11 protein-coding genes and 1 riboswitch are annotated in these 13,408 nt (G+C 72.1%); of the genes, 6 read left to right on the top strand and 5 right to left on the bottom strand.

Translation table 11 applies throughout. The annotated features are described in order from the left end of the window. Positions 1-178: GntR family transcriptional regulator (locus tag ACLEQD_RS22790; protein WP_410386712.1), on the bottom strand; the 178-nt coding region annotated here is incomplete at its 3' end. Positions 179-261: 83 nt separating this feature from the next. Between ACLEQD_RS22790 and ACLEQD_RS22795 the strand changes: the two genes are divergently transcribed. Both ACLEQD_RS22795 and sthA read left to right on the top strand, forming a co-directional pair. Continuing rightward, positions 262-717, top strand: a complete 456-nt coding sequence (locus ACLEQD_RS22795; RefSeq protein WP_410386698.1) for a cupin domain-containing protein — start codon at positions 262-264, stop codon at positions 715-717. Positions 718-820: 103 nt separating this feature from the next. Continuing rightward, positions 821-2,218: a Si-specific NAD(P)(+) transhydrogenase gene (sthA, locus tag ACLEQD_RS22800; protein ID WP_410386699.1), complete on the top strand. Its 1,398-nt coding sequence runs from the start codon at positions 821-823 to the stop codon at positions 2,216-2,218. A 67-nt stretch (positions 2,219-2,285) separates the two neighbouring features. Here the strand turns inward: sthA and ahcY are convergent, their stop codons facing one another. Next, on the bottom strand, positions 2,286-3,716 hold the full coding sequence (gene ahcY / locus ACLEQD_RS22805) for an adenosylhomocysteinase (RefSeq protein ID WP_410386700.1): 1,431 nt from the start codon (positions 3,714-3,716) through the stop codon (positions 2,286-2,288). Between the two features lie 93 nt (positions 3,717-3,809). Next, positions 3,810-3,882, bottom strand: a riboswitch (S-adenosyl-L-homocysteine riboswitch). Positions 3,883-4,040: 158 nt separating this feature from the next. Between ahcY and ACLEQD_RS22810 the strand changes: the two genes are divergently transcribed. The 4 genes from ACLEQD_RS22810 (at position 4,041) to ACLEQD_RS22825 (ending at position 10,448) form a co-directional block, all read left to right on the top strand. Then, complete coding sequence (locus tag ACLEQD_RS22810) at positions 4,041-4,808, top strand: hypothetical protein (protein ID WP_410386701.1); 768 nt, start codon at positions 4,041-4,043, stop codon at positions 4,806-4,808. Next, complete coding sequence (locus tag ACLEQD_RS22815) at positions 4,790-5,491, top strand: plastocyanin/azurin family copper-binding protein (RefSeq protein ID WP_410386703.1); 702 nt, start codon at positions 4,790-4,792, stop codon at positions 5,489-5,491. Before ACLEQD_RS22810 ends, ACLEQD_RS22815 begins: the two co-directional genes overlap by 19 nt. Before the next feature lie 9 nt (positions 5,492-5,500). After that, positions 5,501-7,555: an adenylate/guanylate cyclase domain-containing protein gene (locus ACLEQD_RS22820; protein WP_410386704.1), complete on the top strand. Its 2,055-nt coding sequence runs from the start codon at positions 5,501-5,503 to the stop codon at positions 7,553-7,555. Between the two features lie 109 nt (positions 7,556-7,664). Continuing rightward, positions 7,665-10,448 (top strand): cation-translocating P-type ATPase, encoded by a 2,784-nt coding sequence (locus ACLEQD_RS22825; protein ID WP_410386705.1) that lies wholly within the window; start codon positions 7,665-7,667, stop codon positions 10,446-10,448. Between the two features lie 27 nt (positions 10,449-10,475). Here the strand turns inward: ACLEQD_RS22825 and ACLEQD_RS22830 are convergent, their stop codons facing one another. Genes ACLEQD_RS22830 through ACLEQD_RS22840 form a run of 3 tightly spaced genes read right to left on the bottom strand, consistent with a single transcriptional unit; the run spans position 10,476 to position 13,286 of the window. Then, positions 10,476-11,093: a glycosyltransferase gene (locus ACLEQD_RS22830; protein ID WP_410386706.1), complete on the bottom strand. Its 618-nt coding sequence runs from the start codon at positions 11,091-11,093 to the stop codon at positions 10,476-10,478. Continuing rightward, the gene (locus ACLEQD_RS22835) at positions 11,063-11,923 is read right to left on the bottom strand and encodes a hypothetical protein (protein WP_410386708.1); all 861 of its coding nucleotides are present in this window, start codon (positions 11,921-11,923) and stop codon (positions 11,063-11,065) included. Before ACLEQD_RS22835 ends, ACLEQD_RS22830 begins: the two co-directional genes overlap by 31 nt. Before the next feature lie 10 nt (positions 11,924-11,933). Then, positions 11,934-13,286 (bottom strand): universal stress protein, encoded by a 1,353-nt coding sequence (locus tag ACLEQD_RS22840; RefSeq protein ID WP_410386710.1) that lies wholly within the window; start codon positions 13,284-13,286, stop codon positions 11,934-11,936. Positions 13,287-13,408 lie beyond the last annotated feature (122 nt).

Below are 13,408 nucleotides of genomic sequence, written 5' to 3' on the forward strand. Positions count from 1 at the left end.
GCCATTCATACGCCACGCTCACGGTGTTGCGCGCCACGTCCAGGCGCAGCGCCAGCTCGCGGGTGGGCGGCAACCGCTCCCCGCGCCGCAGGCGCCCGTCGAGGATGGCGGCTCGCAGCCCCCGGTAGAGCTGCCCGGCCAGGTCCCGGCGGCCCTGGAGCTCCACGTGGAAGTCCATGCCCCATCCTCCCACGGATTGGCCCAATGGAATCCGGCAATCCTGGCCCCTTCAACGGGCCAGCGGAGGGGCACTCTTGCGCCATGACCCACTCCTCCTACGCCTCCCACCCCATCGACTCCGAACGCATGCCATGGGTTCCCATGGGCCGGCCCGGGCTCGCGTTCAAGCCGCTGCGCTTCTTCCGCGACGGCAGCGGCTGGATGTACCTCTTCCGCCTGGAGCCCGGCACCCTCATCCCCCGGCACCGCCACGTCGGCGAGTCGCACGCCTTCAACGTCTCCGGGCGTCGCCAGCTGCTCGACACCGGCGAGGTGATTGGCCCGGGCACGTATGTCCATGAACCGCCCGGCAACGTCGACAGCTGGCAGGTCGTGGGCGACGAACCCGTCGTCCTGCACATCACCGTGAAGGGCGCCATCGAATACCTCGGCGACGACGGTCAGGTGCTCAAGAGCGTGTCGCCCGCGGACCGGCTGGAGACGTACCGCCGCTGGTGCCAGGAGCACGGCGCGGAGTTCCTCGCCACCTGCGAGTGACACGACGAGCCCCCCTGGGGCCTCCCAATGAAGTGTGAAGCAGTGCCCGGCGCCAGGGTGATTTCTTCCCTCGGGGCCGGGGTTGGGGGAACACTCCGGCCCCATGAGCGCTCGGCGGTTCGACGTGGTGGTCCTCGGCTCCGGCCCGGGGGGTGAAGGGGCTTCGATGAAGGCGGCGAAGTCCGGCCGCAAGGTGTGCGCCGTGGAGCAGGGGGCCCTGGTGGGCGGCGCCTGCACGCACACCGCCACCATCCCCTCCAAGGCCCTGCGCCACGCCATCCAGCGGCTGTTGGACGTGCAGCTGGACCACCCGGAGCTGCGGGCGGAGCTGGCCCGGCACACCACCTTCAAGGAGATGATGCGCAAGGCGACCAGCGTCGTTTCCAAGCAGGTGCAGCTGCGCACCACCTTCTACGAGCGCAACCGGGTGGAGCTGGTGGTGGGCCGCGCGAAGTTCCGGGACGCCCACACCGTGGAGGTCAGCGAGCCGCGCGGCTCCGTGGAGCTGCTCCACGCGGACGCCTTCGTCATCGCCACGGGCTCCCGCCCCTACCACCCTTCCGGCGTGGACTTCCGCCACCCGCGCATCTTCGACTCGGACACCATCCTCAAGCTGAGCGAGTCCCCGCTGTCGATGATCATCTACGGCGCGGGCGTCATCGGCTGCGAGTACGCCTCCATGTTCCGGATGCTCGGCGTGAAGGTGGACCTGGTGAACACGCGCGACCGGCTGCTGTCCTTCCTGGACGACGAAATCTCCGACGCCCTCTCCTACCACCTGCGGGAACAGGGCGTGCTCATCCGCCACCAGGAGGAGATGGTGTCCGTGGAGCCGCACGACGACAGCGTGGTGCTGCAGCTGAAGAGCGGCAAGCGGCTGAAGGCGGACGTCTTCCTCTGGGCCAACGGCCGGTCCGGCAACAGCCAGGACCTGGGGCTGGAGGCGCTGGGCATCGCGGTGGACTCGCGCGGGTGCATCCAGGTCAACGACGGCTACCAGACGTCCGTGCCCCACATCTACGCGGTGGGCGACGTGGTGGGCGCCCCGTCCCTGGCGAGCGCCTCCTATGACCAGGGCCGCTTCGCCGCCACGCACATCGTGGAGGGGCGGGCGGAGCACAAGCTGGTGAAGGACATCCCCACCGGCATCTACACCAGCCCCGAAATCAGCAGCCTGGGCCGCACCGAGCGCGAGCTCACCGCGGCGGGCGTCCCCTACGAAGTGGGCCACGCCTTCTTCAAGAGCCTGGCGAGAGCCCAGATTACCGGCCGCACCGTGGGCATGCTGAAGCTGCTGTTCCACCGGGAGACGCGCGAAATCCTGGGCATCCACTGCTTCGGGGACAACGCCTCCGAAATCATCCACATCGGCCAGGCCATCATGGCGCAGGACTGGCCGGGCAACGGCATCGACTACTTCATCAACACCACGTTCAACTACCCCACCATGGCGGAGGCGTACCGCGTGGCGGCGCTCAACGGCCTCAACCGGCTGTTCTGAAGACACGAAGGGCACCGCGGGCTTGAAGCCCACGGTGCCCCGGGTGTGTCAGGTCAGGACGCGCCGCTTAGTAGCGGTAGGTGTCCTGCTTGTAGGGGCCGCTCTTCTCCACGCCGATGTACTGCGCCTGCTCCGGGGTGAGCTCCGTGAGCTGGGCGTTGAGCTTCTTGAGCTGGAGGCGGGCGACCTTCTCATCCAGGTGCTTGGGCAGCACGTACACCTTGCCCACCTGGTACTTGTCGCTGTGCGAGTACAGCTCGATCTGCGCGATGGTCTGGTTCGCGAAGGAGCTGGACATCACGTAGCTGGGGTGGCCGGTGCCGCAGCCCAGGTTCACCAGACGGCCCTTGGCCAGCAGGATGATGCGCTTGTTGTCCGGGAAGATGATGTGGTCGACCTGGGGCTTGATCTCCTCCCACTTGTACTTCTCCAGGGAGGCGACCTCGATCTCATTGTCGAAGTGGCCGATGTTGCAGACGATGGCCTGGTCCTTCATCTTGGCCATGTGCTCATGGGTGATGACGGACTTGTTGCCCGTGGCGGTGACGAAGATGTCCGCCTTGTCCGCGGCGTAGTCCATGGTCACGACGCGGTAGCCCTCCATCGCGGCCTGGAGCGCGCAGATGGGGTCGATTTCGGTCACCCACACCTGGGCGGACAGCGCGCGCAGGGCCTGCGCGGAGCCCTTGCCCACGTCGCCGTAGCCCGCGACGACGGCGATCTTCCCGGCCACCATCACGTCCGTGGCGCGCTTGATGCCGTCCACCAGGGACTCACGGCAGCCGTAGAGGTTGTCGAACTTGCTCTTCGTCACGCTGTCGTTGACGTTGATGGCGCGGAACAGGAGCGTGCCCTTCTGGGACATCTCCTGGAGGCGGTGCACGCCCGTGGTCGTCTCCTCGGTGACGCCCATGATCTTCGCGCTCTTGCGCGAGTACCAGGTCGCGTCCTCCGCGAGCTTGGCCTTGATGGAGGCGTACAGCTCCGTCTCCTCCTCGCTCTGGGGGTTGGTGATGACGGACAGGTCCTTCTCCGCGCGCTTGCCCAGGTGCATGAGCAGCGTGGCGTCACCGCCGTCGTCGAGGATCATGTTCGGACCCTCGTGGTCGCTGCCGGCGGGGCCGAACTCGAAGATGCGGTGGGTGAAGTCCCAGTACTCCTTGAGGGACTCGCCCTTGTGCGCGAACACCGGGGTGCCGGCCTCCACCAGCGCGGCGGCCGCGTGGTCCTGGGTGGAGAAGATGTTGCAGGACGCCCAGCGCACCTGCGCGCCCAGCGCCTGGAGCGTCTCCACCAGCACCGCCGTCTGGATGGTCATGTGCAGGGAGCCCGTGACGCGCGCGCCCTTGAGCGGCTGCTGCTTCGCGTACTCCTCGCGGATCGCCATGAGCGCGGGCATCTCGCTCTCGGCGATGCGGATCTCCTTGCGGCCCCAGCTGGCGAGCTTGAGGTCGGCGATGGCGTAGTCGTGATTCTGCTGCTTGGTAACCGCGGTCATGGTGTGGCTCCGGATCCAGGGTGGCGCGCCGTGCTGGCAAGGGAGCGGCCGGGCCCTGGAAAGAAAGGCCGCCTCACCCTCGCAAGAAACGCGTACAGGTGAGCGCCGTTGGGTCATTCGGCTTCGAGCCTGGGGCCGGGAAGGCCTCGCAACGCTCCTCGAAGTCGCCGGGGAAACTACGGGAAGGCGCCCCGAATTTCAAAGGGCATTTGGCGCCCTGGGGAGCGCCGGAAGCCGCCGGGTGCTTCCAGGCAAGAGGCCGCCTTCCAGACTGTGCGATAGTCCACCCGGTGGACACCCCCGCGGCGGGGGTGGGGAGGCCGAATGCGCACAGCCCGCTGGGTGACCGCGGTGGCATGCATCCTGGGGCTGACGTGGGCGGCTCCAGCGCAGGCAGGGCGCCGTCCCTTCATCTGGACCTTTGACACTGAAATCGTCCCCAAGGGCGACGTCGAGCTCGAGCAGTGGCTGTGGGTTCGCGGCCGCGCTCCCGGCGAGCCCCAGCGGCCCTCGGTGTACTGGATATGGTGGGGACCCGTGCTCGGGCTGAGCCAGCACCTGGAGCTGGCCATCCCCTTCCAGGTGCGCGCCCAGCGGAGCGTCACCCAGCTCGAGTCCTTCGAGGCGGACTTCCGCTACCGGCTCTTCCCCCGGGGGGACGACCGCGCCTTCCAGCCGCTCGTGCGCGCGGTGTGGCACCAGGCCATCCACACGACGGCCCCCTCGCGCGTGGACGTGGACCTCGTCGGCTCGTACCAGTGGGAGAGCGGCCTCCGGGCGACGGTCGACCTGGGCGCGCAGGTGGGCATCCCCGCGCTGCGCGGCGACGCGGGGCCGGCCCGCCTGCTCGGGACCTACTCCGTCGGCGTGGCCTACCCCGTCATCGAGGACGAGCTGCGGCTGTCGCTCGAGTCCTTCGGGGAGTTCGACGTGACGGGCTCGGGCCAGGCCCCGCATGTCTTCGTCGGGCCGAACCTGGCGTGGACGTTCGGCCGGATGTGGGTGACGGTCGGCACCCTGGTTGGCCTGACGTTCGTGTCCTCCGAAACCCCCCGCTTCATGCCGAGGCTCATATGGGCAGTCGCGCTCTGAAGTCCCTGCTGCTGGCGCTCCTGGTGGCCGCGCCGCTCGCGTCGGCGGAGCCGGGCCGTGTCGAAGGCGAGGTGCGCATCTCCGTCATCGGCGCGGACGGCGAGCCCCGCCCGAAGGCGGACCGCTCCGGCGTCGTCGTCTACCTCACCGGCTACACGGAGGAGCCGCCCGCCGAGGTGGCCCTGATGAGCCAGGCCAACAAGGCGTTCAGCCCGGGCGTGCTGCCCATCGTCGCGGGGCAGAAGGTGGAGTTCCTGAACAAGGACGTGGTGCTGCACAACGTCTTCTCGCGCTCGGTGGCCCGCAAGTTCGACGCGGGCAAGAACCGGCCCGGCGAGAAGTACGTGGAGACGTTCAAGAAGACGGGCATCATCGACGTCTACTGCGACATCCACGAGCAGATGGTGGCCACGCTGGTGGTGGTCCCCAACCGCGCCTTCGCGGTGACGGACGGAGACGGGCGCTTCGTGCTGCGCGGCGTGCCCCCGGGGCGCTACCCCCTCTTCGCGGTGCACCGGCGGGACCAGACGAGCGACATCGCCCGCACGGAGGTCGTCGTGGAGGAGGGCCGCGCCAGCAAGGCCACGCTGACGCTCGTGGAGACGCGCCCCGACGACGCCCACCTGGACAAGCGCGGCAAGAAGTACACCCCCCGCCCCGACTACACCGAGCCCGGCCGCTGAGTCGCCCCCGTGACGCTCACCCAGAAGCTCATCCTCGCCTTCATGGCGCTCGCGGGCGCGGCGCTCGTCACCGCGCTGCTGCTCACCAACCTCGCCGTGGAGGCGGCGGCGAAGGAGAAGATCGCCAGTGACCTGGAGCGGACGCTGGAGGCCTTCAAGCAGCTCGCCCGCGCCAGCCAGGAGCGCATCCGCGACGTGGCCGAGGCGCGCACGCTGGACCGCTCCTTCAAGGAGATGTCGCTGTCGGTGAACTCCGTCGACGCCGACGCGGGGCTGGGCGACGCGAGCTCGGAGACGGACGGCATCCTCAGCGCCCGCGAGGTCATCGACTCGGCGGACACCGAGGCCTTCGGCTGGAGCCGCGAGGGCCCGCTGCCCTGGGCCTTCTTCAACGCCAGCGGGCGGCTCGTCTACACGCGCGCCGCGCCGGAGCAGCAGGGTGACGGCCCGGTGGACCTCCCCCTGCTCGCCGCGGCGCTCCAGCGCGGTCCCACCAGCGCGCTCTGGTCTCCCGCGCGGCTGCGCGCCCTGCCCTTCGTCTTCGTTCCTCCCGAGGCGCTCCGGGAGGGGGACCTCCTGCTCGTCCATGCGCAGCCCGCCTACGGCTCGCGGCACGACAAGGTGGGCGTGGTGCTGTCCGGACAGTGGGTGCGGGACGTGCTGCTGGAGGAGCCCTTGTCGCCCCGGGCCGCCGGGCCCCACATGGGGGACACCCGCGCCCGCTTCGTCGTGCGCACGGAGGACGGGGCCCTGGCCTCGCAGCTCCCCGTGGGCTCGCTCCTGGACGGCGACGGCCTGCGGTCCGGACAGGCCCACGACGTGTCCATCGAAGGCACGCACTACCTCGTGCGCGGGGCGGAGCTGAGCGGCGTGGACGGGAGCCCCATCGGCCAGGTGTTCGTGCTGCGCGACTTCGACGCGGAGATCAACCCCATCCTCCAGCGCTTCCAGCGCTGGCTCATCCCCACCGCCGTGGGCGTGGCGCTGCTGGCGCTGGCGGCGGCCGTCTTCATGGCGCGGAGCATGGCGTCGCCGCTGGTGCAGCTGGAGGCCGCGGCCGGTCGCGTGCGCCTGGGAGACCTCACCGTGGAGGTGCCCGTGCGCGGCTCGGACGAGGTGGGCCGGGTGGCGCAGTCCTTCAACGAGATGGTCAGCGGCCTGCGGCAGCGGGATCAGATCAAGGGCCTCTTCAAGCGCTACCTGGCACCCCAGGTGGTGGACGAGCTGCTCAAGCACCCGGAGAAGGCCGCGCCGGGCGGCGAGCGGAAGATGCTCACCGTGCTCTTCAGCGACCTGGTGGGCTTCACCTCCATGAGCGAGCAGATGAGCCCGGAGGACCTCGTCGCCCTCCTCAACACCTACTTCGAGCAGGCCACCGGCGTGCTGACGAAGCACGGCGCGACGCTCGACAAGTTCATCGGCGACGCCATCATGTGCTTCTGGAACGCGCCGCTGCCGCTGGAGGACCACGCGGCGCGCGCGTGCCTCACCGCGCTGGAGCTGGTGGCGGTGGTGGAGCGGCTCTCCCCCGGGTTCGAGGCGCGAGGGCTGCCCCGGCTGGACTGCCGCATCGGCATCAACACCGGGCAGGGCGTGGCCGGCAACATCGGCTCCAGCGCGGCCCAGGACTACACCGTCATCGGCGACACGGTGAACCTGGCCTCGCGCCTGGAGGGCGCGGCCAAGGTCTACGGCACCCGCACGCTGGTGGCCGAGGAGACCCTCGCCGCCGCCCGGGGCGTGGTGCTGGCGCGAGAGCTGGACCTGCTGCGCGTCAAGGGCAAGCAGCAGCCGGTCCGCGTCTTCGAGCTGGTGGGCCCGGCGGGCACTCCGCCGCCACCGCACCTCGAGCGCTTCGCCGAGGGGCTCGCGCTCTACCGGGCCCGCCGCTTCGCCGAGGCCCGGGCCGCGTTCCTCGCCTCGCCGGAGGATGTGCCTTCGGGACGGTTCGCCGCCAGGTGCGAGGCCCTGCTCGCGGCGCCCCTCCCGAGGACTGGGACGGCGTCCTCGTCCTCGACAGCAAGTAGCGGCAACCCTCCAGGCCGAGCCGCCCGTGGCGCGTGACGGCCCCGGGGCGGGACCGGCGGCTCGGCGCAGGTGCCCCCTGCCCGGCCGCTCGCCTCCCGATGACGGGCGGCCCTGTGCGTGGCCAGCTTCCCGTGGGAGGCACGCCATGCAGGAACCTTCACAGCCCCGGAAGCAGGCGGACCTCCGTCCCGGCGGCGGGCCTCCCGTCCCCTGGCATGCGCTGCCCCCGGAGGCCGTGCTGGAGCGGCTGTCCAGCGGCCCTCAAGGCCTGACGGAGGAGGCGGCCCGGGAGCGGCTCGCGCGGCATGGGCCCAACGTGCTGGAGCGCTCGCGGCCGGACAGCGCGTGGAAGCTGCTGTGGCGGCAGCTCGACAGCCCGCTCATCTGGGTCCTCATCGCCTCCGCGGGGCTGGCCATCCTGCTGGGCAAGGTGACGGACGGGCTCGTGGTCGCCGCCGTCGTGGTGCTCAACACCTTCATCGGCTTCGTGCAGGAGTACCGCGCCGGCCGCGCCATCGAGGCCCTGAACCACATGGTGCCGGAGACCGCGCACGTGCTTCGCGACGGGCACCCCGTGGCGCGGCCCGCCGCGGAGCTCGTCCCCGGGGACGTCGTGCAGCTCGCGTCCGGCGACCGCGTGCCCGCGGACCTGCGCCTCCTGCGCTCGCGCAACTTCCAGGTGGAGGAGGCCGCGCTCACGGGGGAGTCCGTCCCGTCCAGCAAGCACGTCGCGGCAGTCGCCGGGGACGCGGAGCTGGGAGACCGGGCGAGCCTCGCCTTCGGCGGCACGCTGGTGACGTCCGGCACCTCCACCGCCGTGGTGGTGGCCACCGGCGGCGCCACGGAGCTGGGCCGCATCTCCCACCTCATGGAGCAGGCCGCGGACCTGAGCACGCCGCTCACGCGCGAGCTGGCCCGGCTGGGCCGCGGCATCTCCGCCGGCATCGTGGTGCTGTCCGCCGTGCTCCTGGGGGTGGGGATGTTCCGGGGCTATGCCTTCAGCGACGCCGTGCTGGTGGCCATCACCCTGGCGGTGGCCGCCATCCCGGAGGGCCTGCCCGCCATCGTCACCATCGCCCTGGCCATCGGCGTGCAGCGCATGGCGGCCCGCCGCGCCGTCATCCGCAAGCTGCCCGCCGTGGAGACCCTGGGCAGCACCACCGTCATCTGCACCGACAAGACGGGCACCCTCACCCGCAACGAGATGACCGTGCAGGCGCTGTGGACCTGGCGCGGGCACTACGCGCTCACCGGCGTGGGCCACACGCCCCAGGGACAGCTGCTGCGCAACGGGCGCCCCGTGGAGGAGCTGCCCGGGGACGTGCACGCGCTGCTACTCGCGGGCGTGCTCTGCAACGAGGCCGACCTCCAGCCCCGCGAGGGCCACTGGGGCATGACGGGCGACCCCACGGAGGGCGCGCTGCTCTTCGCCGCGAAGAAGGCGGCCCTGGGCGTGACGGAGCTGCGCGAGCGCCATCCCCGCCTGGACGCCATCCCCTTCGAGTCCGAGCACCAGTACATGGCCACCCTCCACGCGGACGGCCCGGAGGCGCGCGGCGAGCTGTTCCTCAAGGGCGCGCCGGAGGTGGTGCTGCGCCGCTGCGGGCCCGGGACGGACCGGGACGCCGTGTTGACGCAGGTGGAGCGCATGGCGCGGCAGGGGCTGCGCGTGCTCGCCTTCGCGCGCAAGGGCATGCCCCGGGCGGACGCGCTGCGGCCCCACGACGTGGAGGACGGCTTCACGCTCTTGGGCCTGCAGGGGATGATCGACCCGCCCCGCGAGGAGGCCGTGGCCTCCGTGAAGGGCTGCCACGCCGCCGGCATCCGCGTGAAGATGATGACCGGTGACCACCTGGGCACGGCGGAGGCCATTGGCCTCCAGCTGGGCATCCACTCCCCGGCCCACCCGGGCCTCACCGGCGCGCGGCTGGCCAGCATGAGCGACGCGGAGCTGGCCCGGGCGGTGAACGACACGGACGTGTTCGCGCGCCTGGCCCCGGAGCACAAGCTGCGGCTGGTGCGCGCGCTCCAGGCGCAGGGGCACGTGGTGGCCATGACGGGCGACGGCGTCAACGACGCGCCCTCGCTCAAGCAGGCGGACATCGGCGTGGCCATGGGCATCACCGGCACGGCCGTGTCCCGCGAGGCCGCGGACCTGGTGCTGACGGACGACAACTTCGCCACCATCGTCGCGGCCGTGGAGGAGGGCCGCCGCGTCTACGACAACCTCGTCAAGTCGCTCGCCTTCGTGCTGCCCACCAACCTGGGGCTCGCCCTCATCCTCATGCTGGGCGTGGCCTTCTTCCCCCTGCAGGACGCCGGCGGCGTGCGCGAACCGCTGCTGGCCATGCGCCCCACGCAGCTCTTGTGGATCAACCTGGTGGCCACCGTCACGCTGGCGCTGCCCCTGGCCTTCGAGGCGAAGGAGCGCCACGTCATGCGCCGCCCGCCCCGCGCGCCGGACGCGCCCGTCCTCAGCCGCTTCGTGGTGATGCGCACCGGGCTCGTCGCCGTGCTGATGGCGGCGGGCGCCATCGGCCTGTTCCTCTGGGAGTTCGCGCGCCAGGGGGGCACGCACACGGCCCCGTCTGACCAGGTCCTGGCCGAGGCGCGCACCATGGCCGTCAACACCGTGGTCAGCTTTCAAATCTTCTACCTGTGGCTGTGCCGCACGCTGACCGGCTCCACGCGCGAGGTGGGCTTCACCAGCAACCGCACCGTCTTCCTGGGCATCGCGGCGCTGGTGCTGCTCCAGGCCGCCTTCATGTACGTGCCCTTCTTCCAGCGCCTCTTCGGCTCCGCGCCGCTGTCGCCGGGGGACATCGCGCGGTCGGTGCTGGTGGGCGCCTGCGTGCTGCCCGTCGTGGGGCTGGAGAAGTGGCTGCGCTCACGGCGTCCGGAGGCGGGGCGGAGCGTGGGCGCCACCTGAGGGAAGGAGCCTGGCCCCGCGCGCGCGTCAGGGGCCTCGCTCCGCGCGCGCGTCCAGCTGTTCGAGCAGGGCCACCAGGTCGGAGAGGTGGCGCACGGCGGTGAAGCGGACGCGCACGTGTTCGTGGGCCTGGGTCCCCAGGCGGGCCGCCAGGACGGGATCCTCCAGCAGCCTTCGCACGCAGGCGGCGAACGCCGGCAGGTCCCCGGGGTCGCGCACGAGCAGGCCGTCCACCTCGTGGCGCACCTGGTCCTGGAGGCCGCCCACCGCGCTGGCCACCACGGGGCGGGCCTTCCACATGGCCTCCGTGATGGTGAGCCCGAAGCCCTCCCGCAGGCTCTTCTGCACCACCACCGCCGCGTGGCGCTGGAGCGCGTTGACGATGGCGGCGTTCTCCTCCAGGTCCACCATGGGCAGGCTCGCCAGATGCACGCGCTGGCGCAGGAAGCGCGGCTGCTCGCGCCACACGGCGGTGACGTTCTCGATGGTCGCCGCCGCCTCCGGATCATCCGCGACGGACGTCACCGAGGGCCCGGCCAGCACCAGGTCCCCGCGCAGGCAGGGCGACTCGCGCAGGAGCAGGGCGAAGCCCCGCAGCACCCCCGCCGGGTCCTTCAACGGGTCCCAGCGGGAGACCTGCACCACCAGCGGTGCGTCGGGGGCGGGCGGCGAGCCAGCCGGATGATGTCCGCCCCCCGGGACACGTGGGCGGGGACGCCGTCCGTCCGGGTGAAGACGGGCTCGGGGGCCTCCGGCGCCAGCGCCACGAGCCCGGTGTGGCCCAGGATGGCGTTCGCGACCTCCGGCGCCATGGGCTGGTTCTTCACCGCGAAGATGTCGATGGAGGGCGGGATGACGACGGAGCGGTCCGCGAGCAGCGGCGGCACGTAGGCGGCCCGGGAGAAGATGGCGAGCCGCGCGGCGGTGAGCCCCGGCGCGAGGAACGCCCACGCCCGCGCCACCTCCTCCTCGGGCGTGTCACAGCCGATGTGGCAGCGCCAGACCACGCGCGCGCCCGCCGCGGCCAGCGTCGGGGCCAGCCCCGCGGTCTGCGGGTCGTGCAGCAGCACCACGTCCCCCGGCCGCACCAGCACGAGCAGCTCCTCCGCGTTGTCGCGGAGCACCTCGTCGTAGCAGGCGCGCTCGGCGGGCCCCAGGGGCGAGCCGTCTCCACGCGAGCCGTGCAGCGCGTGGTGCAGCCGCTTGGTGATGCGGAAGAAGGCGGGCGTGCCCTGCACCACCATCCAACGCGTGTCCACGCCCGCCCCGCGCGCGTAGGCGAGCATCCGGGGCAGCATCTCCGCCACGCCGCCGCCCCGGGCCGTGGAGTTCACGTTCCAGAAGGTGTGGCCCGCCAGCCGGTCCCGGGCCTGCTCCGCGCTGGCCTGGAGCGCCGCCCACTCCGCCCCCGTGAGCCCCGGCTGGAAGCACGCCAGCGAGCGGGCCTGCACGTAGACCTCGAAGGGCTTCAGCATGGAGGCACCGTCATGGCAGCGCGGGGTGTTTGACCACCAGCACCGGCCGGCGACCCCGGGCCACCACCTCCTGGGCCACGGACCCGAGCACCGCGCGGGACACGCCCGTCCGGCCGTGCGAGCCCAGGCAGACGATGTCCACGCCGAACCGCTCCGCCGCCTGGCAGAGCGACTGCGCGGCGTGGACCCCCGACAGCAGCTCCACCCGGACGGTGATGCCCCGGCGGTCCGCTTCGCGGGGGATGAGGGCCTCAAGCTCGCGCCGCACCTCGGCCTCGTCCCCCGCGTCGCCCAGGGCCACCGCGGGCCAGAAGTCCGCGTAGACGACGGGCAGGGGGGACTCGAGGACGTGCGCCAGGATGAGCTCCCCGCCCCGGGGCAGCAGCGACAGGGCGTGGGGGATGGCCAGGTTCGCCAGCGGCGAGAAGTCCGTCGAGACGAGGACGCGCCGGATGGACGGGACCTCCATGGGCACCGCGGCCTCCCGCGGGCCTTCCACCGGCACGCACGCGACCGCCGCCACCGGCGCGACCTGGAGCGAGGGCAGCGAGACCGAGCCGTGCCGCATGCGCCGCAGCCCCCGGCGCTGGTGGGTGCCCAGCAGGAGCAGGTCCGCCTTCGCCTCCCGCGCGAGCGTGCCCAGCGGCTCCACGACGCTCCCGTACCCCAGGGCCAGCCGGAGCTCCGCCCGGGGCTCCCCGATGCGCTCGAGGCGCTCGCGCAGGTCCCGCTCCAGGATGGACTCGATGCCCGGCGGCCCCTGGCTCGCGCGGTACAGCCCGAGCCGCCCGTACTCCGTGGCGGGGTTGTAGACGTGGGCGACCGTCAGCTCCACGGGCCCCGCCCGGCGCAGCTCCGGGAGCCAGCGCAACGCGACCTCCGCGCTGCGGGAGAAGTCGTCCCCCACGGTGACCCGCAGGGGGCGCTGGCCCTGGCACCACTCCAGGAAGGGCGCGGCCAGGCGGACCATGAGGAACGGGCAGTGCGCGGCCTGCGCCACGCGCGCCGGGACGCTGCCCATCCGCCAGCGCTTCTCCGACCGCCAGCCCAGGGCCGCCGTGATGATCAACCGCGCGCGCAGGTGCTCGGCGTGCGCGACCAGCACCTCGTCCGGCATGCCCAGCAGCACCCGCGGCTCCACGCTCAGGCCCTCGCCGCGCAGCGCGGCGGCCTCGTTTTCCAGCCGCTGCTCCAGGTCGGTGATGGCGCCGCCGCGCTCGGAGGACCAGTCCCGCCGGAGCATCCCGGGCTCCGCGACGTGCACGAGCGCCAGCGGCATGCCCGTCTTCCTCGCGAGGGCGGCCGCGGCGCGGACCGCCTCCTGGGCATGCTCCGAGAAATCGGTTCCGACGATGATGGCCATGCCCTCCCCCTTCCGGGGCCCTGCCCGCCGGGCCTCGCGAGGAGGCCTCCTGAGCGGAACGTTGAGGCCGGGCCGGGCGGCGCAAGGGCCGGACGGGGAGGGGCGGGCGTGAAGGGCGCGGG

The organism is Corallococcus sp. 4LFB, assembly GCF_046520365.1.
In the GTDB taxonomy this organism is placed as follows: Bacteria; Myxococcota; Myxococcia; order Myxococcales; family Myxococcaceae; genus Corallococcus; species Corallococcus caeni.

Bases quoted from the DNA above. Each gene is read 5' to 3' on its own strand.
- ACLEQD_RS22795 (WP_410386698.1), top strand. From the start codon at position 262: ATGACCCACTCCTCCTACGCCTCCCACCCCATCGACTCCGAACGCATG.
- sthA (WP_410386699.1), top strand. From the start codon at position 821: ATGAGCGCTCGGCGGTTCGACGTGGTGGTCCTCGGCTCCGGCCCGGGG.
- ahcY (WP_410386700.1), bottom strand. From the start codon at position 3,716: ATGACCGCGGTTACCAAGCAGCAGAATCACGACTACGCCATCGCCGAC.
- ACLEQD_RS22810 (WP_410386701.1), top strand. From the start codon at position 4,041: ATGCGCACAGCCCGCTGGGTGACCGCGGTGGCATGCATCCTGGGGCTG.
- ACLEQD_RS22815 (WP_410386703.1), top strand. From the start codon at position 4,790: ATGGGCAGTCGCGCTCTGAAGTCCCTGCTGCTGGCGCTCCTGGTGGCC.
- ACLEQD_RS22825 (WP_410386705.1), top strand. From the start codon at position 7,665: ATGCAGGAACCTTCACAGCCCCGGAAGCAGGCGGACCTCCGTCCCGGC.
- ACLEQD_RS22835 (WP_410386708.1), bottom strand. From the start codon at position 11,923: ATGCTGAAGCCCTTCGAGGTCTACGTGCAGGCCCGCTCGCTGGCGTGC.
- ACLEQD_RS22840 (WP_410386710.1), bottom strand. From the start codon at position 13,286: ATGGCCATCATCGTCGGAACCGATTTCTCGGAGCATGCCCAGGAGGCG.